The sequence below is a fragment of the Sulfidibacter corallicola genome, assembly GCF_017498545.1.
GTDB classification, from domain to species: domain Bacteria; phylum Acidobacteriota; class Holophagae; order Acanthopleuribacterales; family Acanthopleuribacteraceae; genus Sulfidibacter; species Sulfidibacter corallicola.
In genome coordinates, this window is sequence record NZ_CP071793.1 from 2,823,906 (window position 1) to 2,844,945 (window position 21,040).

Here is a 21,040-nt window from a genome sequence, read left to right on the forward strand (position 1 = left end):
TACCTCCTCACCCGGCCCCGAAGTACTTGTAGATCCAGAGCAGGGTTTCGCGATAGTCCGCCAACATTCGAATGAAAAACAGGAAGGTCGGCTTGATGACCAGGGCGATCGCGACCAATCCCACCGCGATCTTGAGCGGGAAACCCACCACCAGGATCTGGAGCTGGGGCACCGTTTTACTGATCATGCCCAACGAAAAATCGATGGTGAACATGACCAGAAAAATCGGAGCCGCGATTTGAAAGCCGGTACTGAAGATCGCGGCGGTCAAATCGAGGACGCGATCCATGGAGTTCTCGTAGAGACGAACCCCGAAGATCGGAATCAGTTCGTAACTGCGCATCATGATTTCGATGATGATGTGATGCGTATCGGTGAGCAGAAAGATGAGCAATGCCAGAAAGCTGTAGAAAAAGGCGAAAATCGAGATCGAGCTGCCGGACTGGGGGTCGACGATGTTGATGAACCCGAATCCGATCATGTAGTCGATGATGTAGCCCGCGAAGATGATGATTTCGAAGATGATCGAGGCCACGAAGCCGATCGCCGCGCCGATCGTCGCCTCGCCGGCCAGTTGCATGATCAGGCCCGCACTGGTGGGTTCCGCCTCGTACTGGAGCGGACCCAGCATGCCGGCGAACACCCACCCCAAGGCGATCGTCAGGAACACCCGCACCCGCGTCGGCAGGTTGGAGGCCCCGAACACCGGCGCAAAGGCGATGATGCCGCCGATGCGGGCCGAGACGAGGATGAAATCGTAAATCCGGGTTTCGAGCAGTTCGAAGGGCGACATGGTACTCCGCGGTGGGGTGCACGTCGGCTGCGGGCGCGGGGGAGGCGCCGGGGCCGCTAACGAATGAAGTTGTTGAGGTTGGTGAACAATTCGAGGGTGAAGTCCTTCATGACCGAAATCATCCAGGGGAAGGCCAGCAGAATCACCAGCATGACGGCCAGAATCTTGGGAATGAAACTGAGGGTCGGGTCCTGGATGGAAGTCACCGCCTGGAACAGCGAGATTGCCACCCCGACCACCAAACCCAACAACAACGCCGGTGCACTGACCAGAAACGCCGTGCGAATGGCGTTGGACGCGAGATCGAGTACGACCAGTTCATCCAATGAAAACCTCCCGGGTGCGGGCTCGCGGTGCGCGCGAAACCCGGCTCAATTGAAACTCTGGACCAGCGAGCCGACCAGCAGGTGCCAGCCGTCGACCATGATGAACAGCAGGATCTTGAACGGCATCGATATCATGACCGGCGGCAACATCATCATCCCCATCGCCAGCAGGATCGAGGCGACCACCAAGTCCACGATCAGGAAGGGAATGAAGATCAGGAACCCGATTTCGAACGCGGTCTTGAGTTCGCTGATGATGAAGGCCGGCGTGAGGATTTCCATGGGAACGTCCATGCGGGTCGCCGGCTTGGGACTCTTGCTGAGATGGACGAAGAGCGCCAGATCCTTTTCGCGCGTGTGTTTGAGCATGAACTGCTTGAGCGGAACGGTGGCGCGGTCCCAGGCATGCTCCAGGGTGATGTCACCGTTTTTCATGGGATCGTAGGCTTCGGTTTTGATGGCCCTGAAGGTGGGCGCCATGATGTAGAAGGTCATGATCATCGCCAAACCCGCCAGGATTTGGTTGGAGGGCACGTTCTGGGTGCCCAGTGCCTGGCGGGTGAAGCTCAGGACGATGGTCAGCCGCGCAAAGGACGTGAACATGACGAAGATGGCCGGTACCAGGGAGAGTACGGTCAACAACAGAAAGATCTGAATGCTGTTGGACGCCGCTTCCGCCGGCGTGTTCCCCAAGTTGATGCTGATCGACGGCGTGTTGGGATTGGGTGTCAACTGGGCCATCGCGAGCGGGGAAGCCAGCAGAAGAAGCAGACCGGCCAGGCGTTTCACGTCTCCTCCTCCATCAGCTCACGCACCGTCTTCGGCGCCTCGGCGGGACTTTCGAGCTGGTCCAACTCCCGGGTGAAGGTCAAGTCGTCCATCGACTTGATCAGGTTGATCTGTTGCTCGGTGACGCCGAGCAGGAACCGCTTTCCATCGGCCTCGATCAGCGAGACGAAACGATTGGGCCCCAGCGGCAGGGTTTGTACGAGCTTGAGATTGCCGCCGCCACCGCCGCCGCCCAACTGGCGTGGCAAAAATTTCTTGGCGAGGAAGGCCAGCACCACGATCAGGCCCAGTACCAGCAACAGCGACGTCAACGCCTCGAGCATGGTATCGCCGCGGTTCCAATCGGGAGGCGGCTGTTCGTCGGTGGGGCCCTGGTAATCGGGAACGGGCTGCGACTCGACGGGCTGGGTTTCGGCAGGCTGCGGGTCGGTGGTGGCGGGTTGGGTTTGATCGTCCTGGCCGTGGAGCGACATGGCGGCGAAGACCATCAGGATACACAGCCAGATTCGGCACGCGGAACGCCAACCGTGGCGCCCGCGGGTGGTGGATGGGAGTGACATTGACATGGAGCGGATCCGTCCTTCTCGGTTACTGAATGGAATTCGGTGATGGGCGGCATCGGAATCGGCGGCGCCAGGCGCCACCCGCATCAGATGCGTTTCCACGGATTGGTGATCTCCGTGACCCTCAAACCGAAACTGTCCTCGATGACCGTGACCTCGGCCTTCATGATGAGGTAGTTGTTGGCATAGACATCCAGCGTCTCACCGGCCGATTTGGAGAGCTCGATGATCGATCCCGATTCGAAGTCCAACAAATCGCGTATCGTGACCGTGGTGCGGCCGAGCTCGATGCTGAGGGGCACGACCAGCTCCTTGAAAAAAATGAGATCGCCGATGACGTCTTCGAATTTGGCTTGGGTCACCGTTGTTTTTCTGGCCATGGCCGCTCCCTTCAGGCTGGTTTGGAAATCGAGGGTCTCCGGATGGTGGCGGCCTTCGCGGAAAACCGCCGCGCCACCCGGCGGAAAAAACTCATTGAACCATGAATTCGGTGAAATAGACGTTCATCACCTTGCCGTCCTGGTTGTAAATGCGATTGAGCTTGAATTCGATTTCCTTGGAAACCTCCTTCAAGGTGGCGGGATCGTTGATTTCCTTGAAGGTCTTGGCTCGCAGAATGCGCAGAATGGTATCGCGAGTCTTCACCCGGTACAGCTTGGGGTCGGTCGCGTCGTCGAGTGCCGTCTTCAATTCTTCCGTGGTCACTTCCAGGGCGATCGTGGTCACCAGATAATGGGGTTTCCCCTTGTCGGCGAGGTTCAGGGTGAATTTGTCGAGGTCGACTTTCTGGCCGGTGGCGGGAACGGGTACGTCGGGGGCTTCCGCTTCCTGTCCGGTGCCCTCTTCACCTTCGGCGGTGGCCGGCTTCTCTTTGGTGAAATACTTGTAGGCGAAGAAACCGCCGGCCGCCAGGGCCAGCACGGCCACGGCCATGATGATGAGTTTGAGCGGATTGCGCTTGCCGCCGACTTCCTCGAAGTCGGCGCCGGTATCGATGCTTTCTTCTTCCCAGGCCATATGAACTCCCGGTGTATCGAAGTGAGGTGGGTTCTTATAGTGTATCTGCTGAAATTGCAAAAATCGAGCCACGGAGGCATTTTTCTAAAATCTTTACATTCAGCAAATTAACCCATTCGCGCGCGGTTCCGGGCATGTTTGTTCGACGGAGACCGGGTGATTTGGCGACGGCGACCGGTGAAGGTCACCCCGGGCGCCATGGCCGGCTCTCCACATGCCTCGGACGGCGGTGAGCCCGCGCCTTCGGAACGGGAATTCACACCGCGCGAGACACTCATCGGCTTTTCGTCCAGACAACGCAAAAAAAGCCGCTTCTGCGAAGAGGCGGCCTTCCGGACCCGATCCGGGTCTGGGCGGGCGTGATCAACGTTTGATGTTCAGTGCTTCTTGAAGCAACTGGTCGGTGGTGGTGATCGTGCGCGAATTGGATTGGTAACCGCGTTGGTGCACGATCAGCGAGGTGAACTCTTCCGAAATGTCCACATTGGAGCTTTCCAGGCTGCTGGCGATAATCGAACCACGCCCGCCGGTCCCCTCTCCGTCCACCGATGCAGGCCCCGAAGCCGCGGTCGGGAAGTAGAAACTGCCGTCGATCTGCTTCAAGCCCAGTTTGTTGTTGAAGGTGGCGAGGGCGATCCGTCCCAGCTCCAGGGTCTGCCCATTGTCGTAGAACCCGATCATGGTGCCTTCCTGGTCGAAGTCGATATCCTGCAGGATGCCGCTGCCGAACCCGGTTTGGGAGACCGTACCCGTGTTGTTGATACTGCCGAAATTGGTGACGAAGCTGGAGTTCTGGGTCGGGTCGGAGGGATCGGGAATGTCCAGCAGATCGAAGCTGAACAGAACGTCCCCGGCACCGCTGTTAATATTGGTCAGCAGGATTTGGCGGTTGGCGGTGATGGTGTTGACCGCGGCGCCGTCCACCGTGGCCAGGATGCCGTCCTGCCCGAAGACCACGGTCCCGGTGCCCTGGTTGGGCGCCGCCGGACTGACCACCCCGTCGGGGAAGAGGAAGGCGTAATCCCATTCACCCACGTTGGCGGTCTTGGTCCACTCGATGCTGAGTTGGTGGGGCACGCCCTTGGAGTCGAAGATTTCGATCGATGTCGAATAGGTATCGCCGGTCTGGGCCTCCGCGCTCAGGTTGCTGACGAAGCGAACCGAATCCGTGGCGGTAGGCGGTGACGCTTCACCGAGATCGATTTTCAAATCGGTGATGCCGCCGTCGGTATCGACCGTGCCGTCGGGGTTGGTGCCGAGGAAGCCCTGGACCCGACCGCCGTTGGCCGCCACCATGAACCCTTCCTGGTCGAACCCGAAATTGCCCGACCGGGTGTACATGGTGTTGCCGCCCTGATTGATGGCAAAGAACCCTTCGCCCTGAACCGCCAGGTGAGACTTGATCCCCGTCGTTTGGATGGAACCTTGCTCGAATTTGGCGTTGATCTCGGTCGTTCGCGTTCCCAACCCCACTTGCAGCGGGTTGCCGGAACCGTTGACGCCGGAGATGGTATTGGACATGATCTGTGCGAATTGGGCCGAACTGCGTTTGAATCCGGTCGTATTGATGTTGGCCAAGTTGTTTCCGATCACGTTCAGGGCGACCGCATTGGCGCTCAGACCGGAAAGTCCGGAATAGAATGAGCCGAGAAGCATGGAGTACCTTCCTTGAAACCCGAACCGCGAGTTTCGGCGGAGCCGACCTCCCTTCGCGCAGAAGTCGCATGATTGAGGCCGCCCCGACGAGGCGGCATGGGCGCGAGCCCGGTCGTGATCGCCACGAGCCGGAACTCACGCCGATGACCCGATTACCGTTTCAGGTTCAAGGCTTCCTGGAGTAACTGATCGGCGGTGGTGATGGTCCTCGAGTTGGACTGGTAGCCACGTTGGTGCACGATCAGCGAGGTGAATTCCTCGGCGATGTCGACGTTGGAACTCTCCAGGCTACTGGCGATGATGGATCCTCGGCCACCGGTCCCTTCCCCGTCGATCGAGGCGGGCCCGGACGCGGCCGTCGGCAGGTAGAATCCGCCGTCGACCTGCTTCAACCCCAGCTTGTTGTTGAAGGTCGCCAGCGCGATTTTGGCCAGCTCCAGGGTCAGCCCGTTGTCGTAGAAGCCGATCATGATGCCTTCCTGGTTGAAGTCGATATCCTGCAGGATGCCACTGCCGAAACCGTCCTGGAACAGGGTGCCCGTATTGAAGGTACTGCCGAAGCTGGTGACGAAGGAACTGTTGGGGCTGACGGTGGGGTCGGCCGGCGAGTCCACCGCATCCCAGGTGATGGAAAGCGGCTCGGCGCCCGTGCCCGGCGTGTTGATGAAAATCATCGGATCGCTGACCGTGGAGAGTGCCAAACCGGTCGCCGGGTCGTTGAGCAACTGGTTGTCGATCGAGAACAGCTTGCCGTCTTCACCGAAACGCACGACACCGGTACCGGTGCCGCCCGCGCCGCCCAGACCACCGGTGACCTGGGTGGCGTCACCGTCCCAGGCGAAGGTGTAGGTCCAGCCGACCTGGTTGACCGTGGTGGCCACACCGGTCGCCGGATCGACATCGCCGGCCCCCGGATCCAGGTCGAGCGTGGTGTCCCGAGTAAACGTCAGCGAAAGCTGGTGAGGGACGCCCTTGGAGTCGAAAACTTCGATCGAGGTCGAATAGGTTTCGCCGTTGGGTGCCTCGGCACTCAGGTTGGAAATGAAGCGCACGACTTCGGTCGCCCGCGGCGGCGATGCCTCACCCAGGTCGAGGCGGATATCGGTGATATCGCCGCTGGTGTCGACGGTCCCGTCGGAGCGGGTGCCGAGGAAACCCTGAACGCGGCCACCGTTGGCCGCGACCATGAAGCCCTCGTCGTCGAAACCGAAGTTTCCGGACCGGGTGTAGGAGGCGATGCCGTTCTGGGCGACCTGGAAGAAACCTTCGCCCTGGATCGCCAGGTGGGTCTTGATGCCCGTGGTTTGGATCGAACCCTGCTCGAACTTGGCCACGATTTCACTGGTGCGGACACCCAAGCCGATCTGAACCGGGTTGCCCACGCCGTTGATGCCGCGCACCGTGTTGGACATGATCTGGGCGAAATTGGTCTGGCTGCGCTTGAACCCGGTCGTGTTGATGTTCGCCAGGTTGTTGCCGATCACGTTGAGCGCAACCGCATTGGATTGAAGGCCGGAGAGGCCCGTGTAAAAGGAACCGAGTAACATTATCTACCTCCCGCGATGACCGTGAAGGGCCAATTGGTTTTGAAATCCGGGTCCGACGTGGCTTCCTCGCCACCCCCGTCCTCCGGACCTTCGGCCGTGTTCGTCCCGGCATAACCCGGTTCGTAGACCTCGACGACCTGTTCGATGGGCAGGCGGTCTCCATCCACCAGCACCATAATGGTTCCGTTCTCGTAGGAAACACCGTTGATCCGCTTGGTCTGGAAGACCGGCGTCTGGAAGTATTCGTCGTCGGCGTTCTCCAATCGGATGGTCGCTTCGTATTTGCCCGCCGGCAGAACGTTGCCGTCATCGTCGCGCCCGTTCCAGAGGAAACGCTGCTCGCCATCCTGGCCCGCGGGGAGTTGTGTGGTGTAGACGATATCGCCTGCTTCGTCACGCACTTCCAGATGTGCGCGAACGGCCTCGCTGTCGTCTTGGAAGTAAAAGGTGTGCACGTCGCCTTCTTCGTGGGTAACCGATCCGTCGAATATCTTGACGTCCTTGCCCACGATGCCCAGCGCATTGCTGTTGTTGATGGATCCTTGATAGACCTGGAGCACTTCCAGGTTGTCGTTGGTGATGCGCTGTTGTTCCAGTGACGCGAACGTGGCCATCTGCTGAATGAACTCCAGGTCGCTCGCGGGTTGAAGCGGGTCCTGATGCTGAAGCTGAACCGTCAGCAGTTGAAGAAAGGTCTCTTCGGTGATCTCGTTATTGGCCACGGGGTTGCCGGTGATGCCGTATGCGCCGTTGAGGCTAGGAACGCTAGAGGTTTCCATGATGTGCTCCCCCAAATGGTTCGAGCCGGCCCGCATTCCGCGCGTGCCCTCCGGTCCACAGGAGACCGGTACAAGGCCCACCCGGAATGCGGGCTCGCAATATGGTGCGGTGGTGTGGTGGCACCCGATCGGATTCGGGTCCCTTCGAACGGAGCCACGGGGACCCCGGTCATCGAAAATCCCGTCACCAGGGACGGGATCCAGGCGCCACGTGTCGTTCGCGTCCCTGGAACCGCATCTCTCGAGCCGGATTCACCTTGGCGGGCAGCAACAGGCTTGCCAAAAAACGACACCCGGCAGCCACCCTCTAACACTCTGCTAACTATAAAGTTGCCATCTATCCATACATATGGGATCGCGCATGGGGGTCAACCGGTGGAAATTTCTGCCGAAGGAATGGCTATCGGGGAAATTTTTTCCAGGGTCGGGCCCGGCACATGCCTCCAGGTCCGTTTTGACGTCGGGAAAGGTCGATTTCCACGCAACCACATCTGCACGGGGGCTGGTTCTCCATGGATTGGTCGGATTTGGAAAAGGTGCGCGCCCGCCCTGTCGACACGCGCCACCTGGAAGAAGTCATCGGCGCCCTTCAGTCCGAATACAGTCGTCACTCGACGCCATACAAGCAAACCATTTTGGGGTTGATCCAGGAGATCAACGGCTACCAGCGCGGCGTGCTTTCCAAGATCGACATCCTGGAGTTGCGCGACCAGATCGGCCATCTCCTCTACTACAAGATCAAGAACCTGCCGATCGAGCTGCCCTACGACGTCGAATACCTTCCGATGCTTCAGAGCCACTTCAAGAACCCCACGGTCATCGTCCTGCGCCGCATTCGCCGGTTCCTGATGGCGCCGCACCGCCGGGTCCTCACGAAGATGGAAGAGGAGCAGGCGCGCGAGCGGCACCTTCGGCTGGAGAACCTGGACATCAACCGGCGCCTGCGTGCGGCCCTCGAAGAAATGCAGCGCTACCAGACCATGGCCCGCCTCACCAAGGCCGTGACGCGCAAGCTGGATATCCTGACCAAGGCCCTGCACCTGCCTGCCGCCGCCCACAGCGAGTTCCGCATCCTCGACAACATGCTGACCGATCGCCACCACCTGCGCCATCACGAGGCCACCGACTGGGTGGGTCGTTCGCCCTTTCGCGGCAACCAGAAGGTCATGCGCAAGGTGGTCGCCGACGGCCTGAACGTGCTCGACGAAAAGAGCCAGGAAATTTTTGCCACCATGGAGGGCCTGACCGGCATTTCCTTCGATCGCGACGTGGCCCACATGGATGTCCACGTATCCTGGTACGCCCTGGGCACCCCGCAGAAACGCGGCGAAGATTTCGTCAAGATCTTCGACACCGACGAACGCGTGGAACACAAACTCAAACGCCTGACCTATTTCATGATCCGCTCGGGATGGGATGTGGCGCGTTATCGCGACACCTTCGAAAACCTGTTCCCATCGAAACGCGACCTCCAGGAAAACGTGGGCAAGCTGGCCCTGCTGTTTTTCGATATCGAAGAAAAGATCGCGGAAAGCAACCGGCCCGACGGCGAGGTCGCCAACGCCATCGAGAACGACCGCGACATGGGCCTGCTTAGCGACGCCGAGGCTCGAGACGCGCGCGCGTGGGTGGCCGAAAACAAAACCCGGCTTCAGGGACTCAAGCTGGAAATCTTCCAGACCATGATCGAACTGAAAGCCAAATACGGAGAGCTGGAACTGCCGGAGGAACTGCAGGCCCAGCTCGATGAAACCGTTTCCGACGATACCTGGGGAACGACCCCCGAAGGCGTGCCGCGCATCACCCTGATGGATCTGCATCGCGAGGTGGAATCGCTCGGCGCGGATTCGGGCGCGAGCGACGAGGAACTCCTGGCGCGCTGGCTGGCGCTGCACGGCAAGATAGGCGAGCGGTTGAAGGAAATGGCCAACATGCGGTTCCACCGACGCTTGCGGGCCGAATGCACCGATTTCAGCGAATACGAATCGAAGCTGTTGGAATTCGGCAAGGCCGAGGATCGCCTGCAGGACATGCGGGTCACCTGCGAAAAGAAGATCATCGATTGTTACCGCAACGTGTCGTACCCCGACGTGGATCCCGAGCTGCTGCAATCGGTGCTGGAGCTGATCATCGACGACATGTTGATGAAGCTCAAGAAACTCGATTTCGAGAGCATCCGGGCCGATCGCTATGCGGACCTGATCGACCAGGCCCTGGCCATGTCCCCCGACCACGGGCTCCACGCCCTGGACCAACTGCTGCACGAAATGCACGCCATCCCCCGTCAGGAACAGCTCATCCAGGCACTGGGCGATTGGGAATCGACCCTACCCAGAGAGGAATTCGAGCGAAAACAGACCTTTATCTTCGAAAACGACATGCGCCTGCAGAAACTGGTGGACGACGTGCGTGCCGAGTTGCGCGAGCGCATGGCCGACATCGATATCCGCACCCGGCGCCTGCGCTTCGAGGTCTTCTCGCTGGCCGACTGCTACACCGAGAACCTGCGCACCGTGCTCCAGGCTCTACTGCGCATGGCGCCCAAGGTGACCTCCGAGCAGGAGGGCGAGCGGCTGATCGACAACATCCAGGCCATCGAAGCCCAAGTCATCGAGGCCCAGCGCATTACCTGCAAGGGTGGCGAAGCCGACGATCGCCTGCGCGAGCTGGAACGCGCCAAACTCCTGCCGCCGGCGGTGCTGGCCGAACTGCGCGGGGACCTGGAAGAGAACTTCGGCGGACTCGACGACTTGTTGGGCGAGGCCAATCGAGCCCTGGTCCGCGTGCGCGAACTGCAGAACCGGTTCGGCGGCAGCTACGAAACGCGCCAGTTCGAAGTCACCATCAATATCCACGACCTGGATCGGCTCAAGGCCATCTACCACTTCGTGGAGAACATCACCATGATGGACATCAAGCGTTTCGGCGTGGTCTACCAGCACAAGAACACCCTGATGGCCGATCTCTACGAGCGCGCCGTCAAAAACGATCCCGAGGTGCCTCCCAAAATCACCAAGCAGATCAACCGCCGCACCCACAAACAGTTCCTGGAGAACCGTCACGTGCCGCTGGCCCTGAAGATCGACATCCTGCGCGACGTTCCGGAAATCCTGGAATCGGAGTGCGAACTGCTGATTCGCACCTTGAACTTCGTGAACAACACCCGCATCCGGGAAAAATCGATCTACAAGGCCATCCTTCAGATCATGGCCCAGGTCAAGGGCGCGAACGTCGAGAAGTTGCGCGGGCTGCGCCGCGTCTGGCTGCGGATGCGCAACCGCCTGAACGCCCACAAACCGCGCAACTTCTCCAAGAATTACCAAAACAACGTGCGCTCGTTGTTCACCGACGTCAACGAAATCGTGGGTCACCGTTTCGAGGACCTGTAGCCGAACGAACCGCGTGCCCCATTTCGAACCGGGGTGGTATGATGATCGGGCCCGGCGGCCCGCTAACTTGCGGAACGACCCGCCGCCGCACCCATTCCCCTTCCACGGTTGATCCATGGTTTCCGGTTCCGCGCCCAAGTCCTTTCCGCTTCCCGAAAACGCCTCCGAGCGATTCGACCTGATCGTTTTCGATCTGGACGACACCCTGCTGGACACCTGGGGCCAACTCGTCCGCCCGGCCGCGCGTGAGGCCTGTGTCGCCATGATCGAGGCGGGCCTCGACGGCGGCCTCGAGGACGTGATTCGCGTTCGCGAGCGACTCTTTCGCGACGATCCTCGCGGCGACCTGTACGGCCGCCTGGCCCGGCATTTCGGCATCCGCGACGCGAACAGGCATCGTGCCGAGACCGTTTCCCGCGCCGGTTCCCGCGCCTATTTCGATCGCGAAGTCGAACCCCACATTCGCCCTTTCGAGGGCGTCGTCGCGCTGCTCACCGAGTGCCACCGGAGGTTCGAACTGCACCTGGTCACTTCCGGCACCCCCAGCACACAGCGGCGAAAAGTGGAAATCCTCGAATTCGAGGCCTTCTTCCAGGAGATTCATTTCGTGAACTCGCCCGAGGGCGAAACCAAGCGAGACCGGCTCGCCGCGATTCTCGAGCGCAGCGCGGTACGACCGGAGCGCGCCTTCTGCGTGGGCGATCGTCCCGACCGCGAAATTCGCGACGGCAACCAATTGGGAATGACCACCTGCCGGGTCCACTACGGCGAATTCCAACACCTGACACCGCTGCACCCCTTGGAGCACGCCGACCACGTGGTGGACCACGTCTGCGAGATCCGTCCGATTCTGGAGTGATCCGAACCGAGGAGTTCCGCCCCCCATCTCGAAAAGGGCGGTTCCATGGTTCAGGTTCCACTCGGTTCCTGCTATCTTTTTGCTGCCGATGGGCAGATGCGGGGGTTTCATGAGCGATACGACAGCAGCGGCGCCGTTGACGTCGGAACAAACCGGCCGCCTGATTCGCAGGGCCACCTATGCCTCCGTGGCGGTCGCGAGTTCCCTGATCGGGCTGAAGGTGATGGCCTGGACGGTCACCGGCTCGGTCAGCGTTTTGTCCTCCCTGATGGATTCGCTGCTGGACGCCCTGGCCTCGGCTATCAACTTTTGGGCCGTAGGCCGTGCGCTCAAGCCACCCGATCGCAACCACCGCTACGGCCATGGCAAACTCGAAGCGGTTTCGGCCCTGATCCAGAGTGCCATCATCACCGCTTCCTCGGCGTACATCATCTACGAATCCGTGCAGCGCTTCTCCGAGCCGCGCCAGGTGGAGCAAGGAGCGGTGGGCATCCTCGTCATGGTGATCTCCATCGTCATGACCCTGGCACTGGTCACCTACCAGAAGCATGTGGTCCGGCAAACCCATTCCCTGGCCATCGATTCCGATCAACTCCACTACACCGGCGACCTGCTGATGAACGCCACCATCATCGTGTCGCTGCTGTTTTCCCACTACTTGAGAATCACCTGGGTCGACCCGCTCTTCGGGCTGCTCATCGCCGGCTATATCTTCAACGCCGCGCGTCAGATCACCACCGGCGCCCTCGACATGCTGATGGACCGCGAGCTGGCCGACGAAATTCGTCAGGACGTCCTCACGATCGCACGCTCGGTACCGCGGGTGGAAGACGTCCACGATTTGCGCACCCGCCGCAGCGGGCACCGCTACCTGGTCCAGATCCACGTGGAGGTGGATCCGCTGACGAGCCTGCGCGAAGCGCACCAGGTCAGCGAAAAGGTGCAGGAGAAGATCGTGCAGGCCTATCCCCAAATGGAAATTTTCATCCATTTGGATCCGGCCGGAGAGGGCGACCCACAGGACGATTTTTGATTCGAAGGCTTGCCCGAGCCACGCTTCCAGCCCGCTTCCTGCCAGCCTGACAACACCCGTCAATCCATTGATTTCATTAACTTTGACTTATCCTCCGACCCAGTGGCGGGACAACCGGCCGAAGCGGTACCCACCTCACTCTCCGGAGTGCGCAACCTTCATCTCGGTTACTTCCAAAAAAGCGGTTGACCCACTCCTCAAAACGCAATAGAATCACCGCTTGAACATGGGGACTACCAGGAGGAATGGCTGAGTGGTCGAAAGCGGCGGTCTTGAAAACCGTTGACTCGCAAGGGTCCGTGGGTTCGAATCCTACTTCCTCCGCCACTTACCCGGTTCGAAGACAACAAAGCGAAATGGAGAGATGCCGGAGTGGCCGAACGGGGCTGCCTGCTAAGCAGTTGTCCTGGCAACGGGACCAAGGGTTCGAATCCCTTTCTCTCCGCCACCCCCCTCCTGGGGATGGAAGTGGGTCGCCTCGGGCGGCTTTTTTCGTTTTGTAGCGATGTTCGTCACGATCTCGACGTCGAAATGTTCCTCGACCCGTCCCGATTGAAATCGTTTTCCATACAAGCCTCGGTCTGGAGGATTTAGTGTTTCAGACAATCATCACCATCGCCACCCTCGCAGAGAGGGTCAGAGACTTCGGTACCCGCTGAAGACACCTTCCCGGACATCCCGTCCGTAAGTCTTTTGTGGTACCCGGAAATTTTTCTTTTTCCGTGGTGATCACCTCAACCGACCCGGCTTTCACGCCGTGTCGCGCCTCTTGTATGGATCTAAAAAATGCAATTGAATTCTCAGTCTCCCCTGTCGGGGAAACTCGTCGTTTGGCGTGCCTTCGTGTTCCAATTCCTCCGCGACCTGGTGGATGCGGTTCGCGGTAAATCCCACGACTACACCAGCGGCAGCATCAGCCGCGCCATTACCCTTCTCGCGATTCCCATGGTCCTCGAAATGATCATGGAATCGGTTTTCACCCTGGTGGACGTGTTCTTCGTGTCGCGGCTCGGCGCCGAGCAGGTCGCCGTGGTGGGCATCACCGAATCGATGATGACCCTGGTCTACGCCGTCGCGATCGGCCTCAGCATGGCTGCGGCGGCGATGGTCTCGCGTCGCGTCGGCGAGAAGAACCCGGAACAGGCACGCAGCGCGGCGCTGCAGTCGGTGTACTTGGCTATCGCCGTGTCGGTTCCCTTTTTCCTGGTCGGTTTCTTCTTTCCCCATCGCATCCTCCAGATCATGGGCGCCACGCCCGAGATGATCGCGTTGGGCAGCAACTACATGCGGATCATGATCTCCGGCAACCTGGTCGTCATACTCCTGTTCGTCCACAACGCCGTCTTCCGCGGCGCCGGTGATGCGGCTCTGGCCATGCGCGCCCTCTGGCTGGCCAACGGTCTGAACATCATCTTGGATCCCTGTCTCATCTTCGGTCTGGGTCCCTTCCCGGAATGGGGCCTGACCGGTGCCGCCGTGGCCACCACCACCGGCCGCGGCATCGGTGTCCTGTTCCAACTGGCCGTGCTCTTTCGCGGCAGGGGCGTGATTCACTTCTCGCTCCAGGATCTGGCACCGCAATGGAACCTCATGAGACGCCTGTTCTCGCTCTCCCTCGGCGGCATCTTCCAATGGTTGATCGCCACGTCCAGTTGGATCGCGTTGGTGCGCATCGTGGCCGAATTCGGCGACGAGGCGGTCGCGGGCTACACGATCGGCATTCGATTGATCGTCTTCGCGATCCTGCCCGCCTGGGGCCTGAGCAATGCCGCGGCCACCTTGGTGGGCCAGAACCTCGGCGCACGCCAGCCAGACCGAGCCGAGCGTTCGGTGTGGCTCAGTGCGGTGTACAACATGGTCTTCCTGGGCAGCGTGGGCGTCTTGTTCATCATATTCGCAGGTCCCCTGCTGGACTTTTTCGAACCGACGGCGGCCGTTCGCAAACACGGCACCGATTGCCTGACCATCATCAGCTACGCCAACATCATGTTGGCACTGGGTCTGGTGGTGGTGCAGTCGTTCAACGGCGCCGGCGACACGCGCACGCCCACCGCGGTCAACCTGATCTGCTACTGGGTGATCCAAATCCCGGTCGCCTGGCTGTTGGCCGTGGGACTGGACTTGGGACCCCAAGGTGTGTTCATCGCGGTGGCCATCGCCGAATCGGCCCTGGCCATTCTGGGCGCCTACATCTTCCGGATCGGGCGCTGGAAAACCCGCGAAATCTAAACGACCGCCCTCCCCTCGGGGAGGGCTTTTTTCGTAGCGGCCCGCCCCCCGCCGGTGCATTGACACCCTCGCACCACTCGCGGATAACCGCGCTCATTTTGAGGTAGGGGATAGCGTTGGCTCGAACCTGCGCTTAAGATATGACTTAGGGAATCGGTCTTCTTATTTAATAGAACCCGTCGAGCATTCTGGGATCCATCGCGTTCCAGAACCAACGAAATCGGGTGCCGTCCTGTCGAACCAATATGACGGAGTATCGAGCAGAGGGTGTTCATGTCCAACGTTATGCTAGAAAAGTCCTCGAGGTCGCCGATCGTCGTGCCACCTCGCTTCCCACGAATTCCACCGGCCGGCCTGCTGGCTTTCCTCCTCTTTGCTTGGCCGCTCTGGGGACAGGCCACCCTGGTCCACGAAGAAAACTTCGAAAGCGCTTTGAGCGGTTGGGGCACCAGTGTCGGCGAAAGCGATACCCCCAACACCTCGGGTTGGGTCCAGACCTTCGGGCCCGAAGCCTACGAGGGCCGCGGTTACGCCGAAGTCAACGGGTACCAGGACGATCCCAGTACCTGTGTGGTCAAGAGCAAATTCCTGATCACCCCGCTTTTCGACCTGATCGAATTCGAGACGGCCCAATTGACCTACATGCGGTCCTGGGTCTCGCCGCTCGGCAAACAGGCCGCCGCTGAAACGGAACTCTATCTGATTCCGGCCACGGCCGACCCCAACCATCCCGATCAGTGGGTTCGCCTCCAACCCCACGCGATCGAGGGCGCCCAGGGAAAGCGGAGCTGGGCGACCTTCATCTTTTTCGTGACCAACGAGGTCATCGTCGCCAACGAAGGCGACGTGCGTTTCGCCATCGGGTACCGCTCGCAGGAAGATGCCTGCGACACCCTGCGCATCGATCTGCTTCGGCTCCTGGGTCTTCAGGAAAACCAGGCGCCCGATACCGTCATCCTCGAGCCGGCCTCGGAGACGGTGAACCTGATGGTCGACGAAATCATGCCGCTACGCGCCACGACGACCTCCGGTCAGCTCGATGGCATCACCTTTTTGTGGGATATTTTCGGCATCGAAGACAGCGATCGCCCACTGGCCACCTTCACCGGAGCCGAATCCCGGTTCGCCTTCGATTCAGAGGGTGTCTATCGCCTCACCTGCCGCGCCATCAACGCCGAGAACCTGGCCGATCCCACACCCGCGGAGCGCTTGATTCAGGTGGGCGTCATCAGTGCGCCCGATACCATCATCACCCAACCGACCGAAACGGAGCTGCGCATTTCCGCCGGAACCGAAAAAACCTTTACCGCACAGGGCGTGGAAGGCGGCACTGCCGCCGATGACTTCCAGTGGACCATTTTCAAGAGGTCGGTGGATCTCCAATCGAGAGGGTTTCGCGGCGCCAGCATCACCGTCCCCTTCACCATGCCGGGCATCTACGAGGTGCTGTGCCAGGCCGAAACCAGCTTCGGCGTGAGAGACCCGATCCCGGCCAGGCGCACGATCGTCGTCGACGAGGAAACCGTGCGCATCACGTCCCCGGAACTTCGCCAAATCACGGTCGCGTTGAACGAACGCGTCACGTTTTCGGGAACGGTGGAAGGCGGCACCAGCATCGACAACCTGCACTGGATCCTGCTCCCGGGCCCGCAACAACTGTGCACCGGGGAAACCTGCGAGATCACCTTCGACAAGGCCGGCACCTTTTCGGTCGCATTGGTCGGCACCCGGGACGGCGCCCCCGTCAGTGAGGATTTCGTGCGCGTCCATGTGGACCCGGCCTTGGATGTCACCATACTCACGCCCATTCGCGATGCCGAGATCGGCGCCGGCCAACCCATACGGCTCGCGGCTCGAATCGAGGGCCGCCTGGCCTCGGCCGACCCGCGTATTCGCTGGACCCTGAACGGCAAGTCCTATCAAGGCAACAATGTCGATGTCCAACCCATCCAGAGACCCGGTGTCTACCCGATCACCCTTACGGTCGGCGATCCCGCCCTGGGAGAAATTGCCCAACTCTCCCACAGTATCTACATCCTGTCGGGTTCCTCCAGCAGTCCCAGCGATGTCGAGGTTACCTTCACGCGGCCCAAAACCGATATCACCATCCCACTCGGCGAGCCCGTTTTCTTCGACGCTCGGGTGGACGGCCCGCCCTCCCAGCGACCGGTCCTGTTCTGGCAGGTCATCGACACGCAGGATGCCAGTGTGGTCTTTCAGCACCTCGGCCAAAGTCTCGGTCGCCGAGAATTCCCGATTACCGGATCCTTCGAAGTCAATTTGTTCCAGCGTTTCGGTGACGAGCAGGCAAAAGTGGGTTCGCGAACCATCACGGTGACCGATCAACCCGGTTTCACCCCCAACAACTCCTCCGACGAGGCCCCCGAAATCACCCCCGGCAATTACCGCGACCTGACTCTGGACGACAGCGGTTTTCTCAAAATCAACGTGCCGGAAAACGGCCTGGCGGTCCAGTTGAAAATCGAGGCCGACGGGCCCACCCGCATCGATGTGTGGAACAGTGCCGGTCAACAGATCGCCTCCACCGAAATCGTGCGCACCCGCAACCTGTACCTGCGAAACCTGCCGGCCGACACCTACCTGCTCCGCATCACCAACCTCAGCACGACCAAGCGAGCCCTTTCGTTCGGGTTCAATGTGGAGGTTCTCAATCCTGGCCTGTACTTCAGCGATGTTGCCGAAGACTCGAGCTTTACGCCGATGCTCGGTTTGGTCAATCCCAATGGGGAGGAGGTCAGCGCGGAGTTCATCGCCTACGACGCCCAAGGCAACATCTTGGCGCGAACTTCGCGCAACCTGTTTGGAAAAGGAGCGCTGCGCGACTCGCTGAGTAACCTGTTCCCGGAATCCGCCGACCAGATCGCCTGGATCCGAGTCGACAGCACCCGCGATCTGGTGGGTTACGCCCAAAAGACGGACCTCGAAAGAACCCAGAGCTACGCACTGGGCGCCATCGAAAAGTTGGATTCCGAACTCTTCGTGCCCCACATCGCCCAGGACACCGGTACCTGGTACACCGAAGCCGCGGTCCTGAACGGCCAAACCGAAGCGGTCAGCGCCAAACTGCTCGCCGGCAGCGACACGCGCGACCTGTCGACGGGCGGTAGCTACACGCGCGAGCGTTTCGACTTTCAGGACAAGTTCGGCGGCAGCCTTCCGCCCGACGCCCAATGGGGCCGCTTCCTCGAAGAAAACCAGACCGCCGGGCTCGCCGGCAGCGAGGTCTTCGGACGTGTGGACGGCCTGAAACAGGTGGCGGGCCTGTCGCTTTTCGGCTCGCCGGCCGACAACGTCAATTTCGTCAACGAAAGCAACACGCTTTACTTCACCCACATCGCCCGCGACGTCAACCGTTTCTGGACCGGTATCGCCCTGGTGAACCTGTCGACCGCCGGTCAAGGCGCCCTCATTCGGGCCTATGGAACCGGCGGCGCCCTGGTGGGTGAAAAGACGATGAACCTGGATCCGGAAGCGAAGACCGTGTTGCTCGCGGAGGACTTTCTGGCCGGCATCGGTTCGCCGGCAAACGTGGATTGGGTCGAAGTCATCGCCGACGGAGCGATCTCGGGCTACGAGCTCTTCGGTACCTGGGACGGCAAACAAATGGCCGGTTTGGAAGCGATTACGGAAATCAAGACCGAAATCTGCTTCCCGATGCTGGACACCACCGGCGATTCCCTGCACGGCTTCGCGGTGGTCAACGTGGCCAGCAGCGATGCCGCCATCGTCTTTCGCATCTACGACGAGGTCGGCGGCGTGATCTCCGAAACCTCGAGCACCACGCTGCCAGGCAAAGCCAAACAAATCTTCCTCCTGACCGAGCTCTTCGGCGAACTGCCGGAAACGGCCGTTTGGGTTCAGGCCCAGGCCGATCAACCGATCGCGGGCTTCCAGTTGCTGTTCGGCAGCAACGGCGAAACGATGTCGGGTCTGATCGCCCGCTAGGGGGCCGCCCCTGAATAAGGTCCATTCACGCCACACCGCGTTCCAAGGCTCGTCGAAATCGTCCCTTTTTGACTCATCTTTGGCAAAATGAACTGTCCACGAATCACCCTCACGAATTAAAAACCATCCTCGGATCCCGTAATCCCGATTTTTGAAGGACCGGCGATACTGTGGAGACCATGTCCGTGGCAATGCTTTGATTCGCGCCCTTCGAGGGCCGACCCCAAGAAATCCTCGAGGAGATCACGCCAAGGTGCAAACTGGATACATCGCCATGATCGGAGCCGGGTTGGCCGTCATCTTGTGCGGCTACCTGGCCGGATCGATTCCCACGGCACTCTGGCTGGGCAAGGCCCTGCGCGGCATCGATATTCGCGAGCACGGCAGCGGCAATGCCGGCGCCACCAACGCCGTTCGCGTGCTTGGCTGGAAAGCGGGCATCTTCGTCCTGATCATCGACATGGGCAAGGGCCTGCTCGCGACCACGGTGCTGTGGCGAATCGCGATTCAACTGGGAGGCAGCCAGTCATCTCAAATCCAACCGGTGGTTTGGCAGATCACGGCCGGTTGTGCCGCGGTTTTCGGACACATCTTCAGCCTGTTCGCGCGTTTTCGCGGCGGCAAGGGCGTGGGCACGGCCGCCGGCCTGTTTCTGGGGCTGGCGCCCTGGCAAACCGCCCTGAGCCTACTCGTTTTCGCGATGATCGTTTGGCGCACGCGCATCGTCTCGCTGGGCTCGATGATCGGAGCCCTATCCCTGCCGGTAGCCCTGCTCGTGACCAAGTACGGGCTCGGCCGACCGATACCCGGCATCACCCTGGCGTTCGCCGGCGCCCTGGTCCTGATCATTCTGTACACCCACCGAGCCAACCTCAAACGCCTGGTCCAAGGCGAAGAAAAAACCATCGTGTAGCGATCGCCTCGAGGATTCCCTCACTTCCAAAATTTCCGTCGTCGCAACTCCACAGCGAAAAATAGGGATTGAATCCCGCACGGCCGGCGGCACCGACATGCGGTATCCAATCCCCTCAAGGACACGCGCGCGAGTGGAGACGCGCGTTCACCATGCACTCCAGTGTGCCGCGGGAGGCGGCGGGGCATACGGCTTCGAGCGGCACGAAACCGCCGAAGTGGATCGTTCCACGAGGCACCGGGCCGGCTTGGCCGACCGGCACGACAAACCGGAATCAGCGAATGCCTCGTGGGGCGAAAAACGGACCTTACTGCAGCAGGCTGAGGACCGATTGCGTCGATTGGTTGGCCTGGGCCAACGCCGAAACGCCCGTCTGGTTCAAAACCTGGAATTTGGTCAGGTTGACGACCTCGGCGGCGACATCCGCATCGCGGATTTGGCTTTCCGCGGCCTGGATGTTCTCAATCGAGATCCCGATGCTGTTGATCAAGGTGTTCAGGCGCTGCATCTTGGCGCCCAACTGGCCGGTATTGGCCGAAACGACTTCGATCGCCGTGGTCACCTGACCGAGTACGGTGCTGGCACCGCCCGAGGTCAACAAGTTCGCGGTCAAACCCAGCGAGGCGGCATCGATGGCAACCGTGGAAATGGAAATGACTTCCGTCGCCTGCTCGCCGACACGCACGCTGTAACTGGTGCCGAAAACACTGGCACCGTCGAATCGGGTATCCGAGTCCAGGGCGTTCATGGCCTCCACGATTTCCAGCCACTCGGCGTTCAGCGCCGCGCGACCGGCCGAGGTCGTGGTTCCCGAGGCGGCCTGTTCGGAGATTTCGGCGGCCCGGGTCAGCAGGTTGATGGCCTCTTCGTGCACACCTTCGGCGGTGGCGATACGCCCGTTGGCGTCGTTGGCATTGCGTCGCGCCTGGCCGAGAATACGAATATCGGCCCGCAAGTTGTTGGCGATCTGCAAACCGGCGGCGTCGTCGAACGCCTGATTGATGCGACGACCCGTCGACAATCGCTCGATCGTGCGATTGAGACCTGTCTCGGATAACGCGAGGTTCCGAGTTGCCTTCAACGAGGCAATGTTATTGAGTATGGAAGCCATGGTGTCCTCCCTGAAAAAAAGCGTTTGCGAGGTTCAAAGGTCGGCTTGCGGGCACACTTCCACCGTCCCG

The 21,040-nt window shown here is 60.5% G+C and carries 16 protein-coding genes and 2 tRNA genes; 8 read left to right on the top strand and 10 right to left on the bottom strand.

Annotated elements, in window-relative coordinates:
* Positions 1-7: 7 nt before the first annotated feature.
* From fliR to J3U87_RS08155, 9 genes are all read right to left on the bottom strand, one after another.
* The gene (fliR, locus tag J3U87_RS08115; protein ID WP_237382538.1) at positions 8-793 is read right to left on the bottom strand and encodes a flagellar biosynthetic protein FliR; all 786 of its coding nucleotides are present in this window, start codon (positions 791-793) and stop codon (positions 8-10) included.
* Between the two features lie 56 nt (positions 794-849).
* A complete protein-coding gene (gene fliQ, locus J3U87_RS08120; RefSeq protein ID WP_237382539.1) occupies positions 850-1,119 on the bottom strand; it encodes a flagellar biosynthesis protein FliQ in 270 nt (89 codons plus the stop codon).
* A gap of 45 nt (positions 1,120-1,164) precedes the next feature.
* On the bottom strand, positions 1,165-1,860 hold the full coding sequence (gene fliP, locus J3U87_RS08125) for a flagellar type III secretion system pore protein FliP (RefSeq protein WP_420038291.1): 696 nt from the start codon (positions 1,858-1,860) through the stop codon (positions 1,165-1,167).
* 44 nt (positions 1,861-1,904) lie between these two features.
* Positions 1,905-2,474: a flagellar biosynthetic protein FliO gene (gene fliO, locus J3U87_RS08130; protein WP_237382541.1), complete on the bottom strand. Its 570-nt coding sequence runs from the start codon at positions 2,472-2,474 to the stop codon at positions 1,905-1,907.
* Between the two features lie 83 nt (positions 2,475-2,557).
* The gene (gene fliN / locus J3U87_RS08135) at positions 2,558-2,851 is read right to left on the bottom strand and encodes a flagellar motor switch protein FliN (RefSeq protein ID WP_237382542.1); all 294 of its coding nucleotides are present in this window, start codon (positions 2,849-2,851) and stop codon (positions 2,558-2,560) included.
* A 91-nt stretch (positions 2,852-2,942) separates the two neighbouring features.
* Entirely contained in the window at positions 2,943-3,488 is a 546-nt protein-coding gene (locus tag J3U87_RS08140; protein ID WP_237382543.1) for a flagellar basal body-associated FliL family protein, read from the bottom strand.
* 363 nt (positions 3,489-3,851) lie between these two features.
* Positions 3,852-5,144 (bottom strand): flagellar hook protein FlgE, encoded by a 1,293-nt coding sequence (locus J3U87_RS08145; RefSeq protein WP_237382544.1) that lies wholly within the window; start codon positions 5,142-5,144, stop codon positions 3,852-3,854.
* A 152-nt stretch (positions 5,145-5,296) separates the two neighbouring features.
* Positions 5,297-6,691, bottom strand: coding sequence for a flagellar hook protein FlgE (locus tag J3U87_RS08150; protein ID WP_237382545.1), 1,395 nt, complete (start codon positions 6,689-6,691; stop codon positions 5,297-5,299).
* On the bottom strand, positions 6,691-7,470 hold the full coding sequence (locus J3U87_RS08155; RefSeq protein WP_237382546.1) for a flagellar hook assembly protein FlgD: 780 nt from the start codon (positions 7,468-7,470) through the stop codon (positions 6,691-6,693). Before J3U87_RS08155 ends, J3U87_RS08150 begins: the two co-directional genes overlap by 1 nt.
* A gap of 512 nt (positions 7,471-7,982) precedes the next feature.
* Between J3U87_RS08155 and J3U87_RS08160 the strand changes: the two genes are divergently transcribed.
* The 8 genes from J3U87_RS08160 (at position 7,983) to plsY (ending at position 19,859) form a co-directional block, all read left to right on the top strand.
* Positions 7,983-10,859, top strand: a complete 2,877-nt coding sequence (locus tag J3U87_RS08160) for a hypothetical protein (protein WP_237382547.1) — start codon at positions 7,983-7,985, stop codon at positions 10,857-10,859.
* A gap of 115 nt (positions 10,860-10,974) precedes the next feature.
* A complete protein-coding gene (locus J3U87_RS08165; protein ID WP_237382548.1) occupies positions 10,975-11,718 on the top strand; it encodes an HAD family hydrolase in 744 nt (247 codons plus the stop codon).
* Positions 11,719-11,827: 109 nt separating this feature from the next.
* The gene (locus tag J3U87_RS08170; RefSeq protein WP_237382549.1) at positions 11,828-12,751 is read left to right on the top strand and encodes a cation diffusion facilitator family transporter; all 924 of its coding nucleotides are present in this window, start codon (positions 11,828-11,830) and stop codon (positions 12,749-12,751) included.
* Positions 12,752-12,990: 239 nt separating this feature from the next.
* A tRNA-Ser gene (locus tag J3U87_RS08175) sits at positions 12,991-13,078 on the top strand.
* A gap of 31 nt (positions 13,079-13,109) precedes the next feature.
* Positions 13,110-13,199 (top strand) — tRNA-Ser (locus J3U87_RS08180).
* 338 nt (positions 13,200-13,537) lie between these two features.
* On the top strand, positions 13,538-14,980 hold the full coding sequence (locus tag J3U87_RS08185) for an MATE family efflux transporter (protein ID WP_237382550.1): 1,443 nt from the start codon (positions 13,538-13,540) through the stop codon (positions 14,978-14,980).
* A 273-nt stretch (positions 14,981-15,253) separates the two neighbouring features.
* On the top strand, positions 15,254-18,946 hold the full coding sequence (locus J3U87_RS08190) for a T9SS type A sorting domain-containing protein (protein ID WP_237382551.1): 3,693 nt from the start codon (positions 15,254-15,256) through the stop codon (positions 18,944-18,946).
* A gap of 253 nt (positions 18,947-19,199) precedes the next feature.
* Positions 19,200-19,859: a glycerol-3-phosphate 1-O-acyltransferase PlsY gene (gene plsY / locus J3U87_RS08195; RefSeq protein ID WP_237382552.1), complete on the top strand. Its 660-nt coding sequence runs from the start codon at positions 19,200-19,202 to the stop codon at positions 19,857-19,859.
* A 307-nt stretch (positions 19,860-20,166) separates the two neighbouring features.
* Here the strand turns inward: plsY and J3U87_RS08200 are convergent, their stop codons facing one another.
* Positions 20,167-20,970, bottom strand: coding sequence for a flagellin (locus J3U87_RS08200; RefSeq protein ID WP_237382553.1), 804 nt, complete (start codon positions 20,968-20,970; stop codon positions 20,167-20,169).
* Positions 20,971-21,040 lie beyond the last annotated feature (70 nt).

Coding starts and splice junctions, on each gene's coding strand:
- fliR (WP_237382538.1), bottom strand. CDS start 793: ATGTCGCCCTTCGAACTGCTCGAAACCCGGATTTACGATTTCATCCTC.
- fliP (WP_420038291.1), bottom strand. CDS start 1,860: ATGGCCCAGTTGACACCCAATCCCAACACGCCGTCGATCAGCATCAAC.
- fliO (WP_237382541.1), bottom strand. CDS start 2,474: ATGTCAATGTCACTCCCATCCACCACCCGCGGGCGCCACGGTTGGCGT.
- fliN (WP_237382542.1), bottom strand. CDS start 2,851: ATGGCCAGAAAAACAACGGTGACCCAAGCCAAATTCGAAGACGTCATC.
- J3U87_RS08140 (WP_237382543.1), bottom strand. CDS start 3,488: ATGGCCTGGGAAGAAGAAAGCATCGATACCGGCGCCGACTTCGAGGAA.
- J3U87_RS08145 (WP_237382544.1), bottom strand. CDS start 5,144: ATGCTTCTCGGCTCATTCTATTCCGGACTTTCCGGTCTGAGCGCCAAT.
- J3U87_RS08150 (WP_237382545.1), bottom strand. CDS start 6,691: ATGTTACTCGGTTCCTTTTACACGGGCCTCTCCGGCCTTCAATCCAAT.
- J3U87_RS08155 (WP_237382546.1), bottom strand. CDS start 7,470: ATGGAAACCTCTAGCGTTCCTAGCCTCAACGGCGCATACGGCATCACC.
- J3U87_RS08160 (WP_237382547.1), top strand. CDS start 7,983: ATGGATTGGTCGGATTTGGAAAAGGTGCGCGCCCGCCCTGTCGACACG.
- J3U87_RS08165 (WP_237382548.1), top strand. CDS start 10,975: ATGGTTTCCGGTTCCGCGCCCAAGTCCTTTCCGCTTCCCGAAAACGCC.
- J3U87_RS08170 (WP_237382549.1), top strand. CDS start 11,828: ATGAGCGATACGACAGCAGCGGCGCCGTTGACGTCGGAACAAACCGGC.
- J3U87_RS08185 (WP_237382550.1), top strand. CDS start 13,538: ATGCAATTGAATTCTCAGTCTCCCCTGTCGGGGAAACTCGTCGTTTGG.
- J3U87_RS08190 (WP_237382551.1), top strand. CDS start 15,254: ATGTCCAACGTTATGCTAGAAAAGTCCTCGAGGTCGCCGATCGTCGTG.
- J3U87_RS08200 (WP_237382553.1), bottom strand. CDS start 20,970: ATGGCTTCCATACTCAATAACATTGCCTCGTTGAAGGCAACTCGGAAC.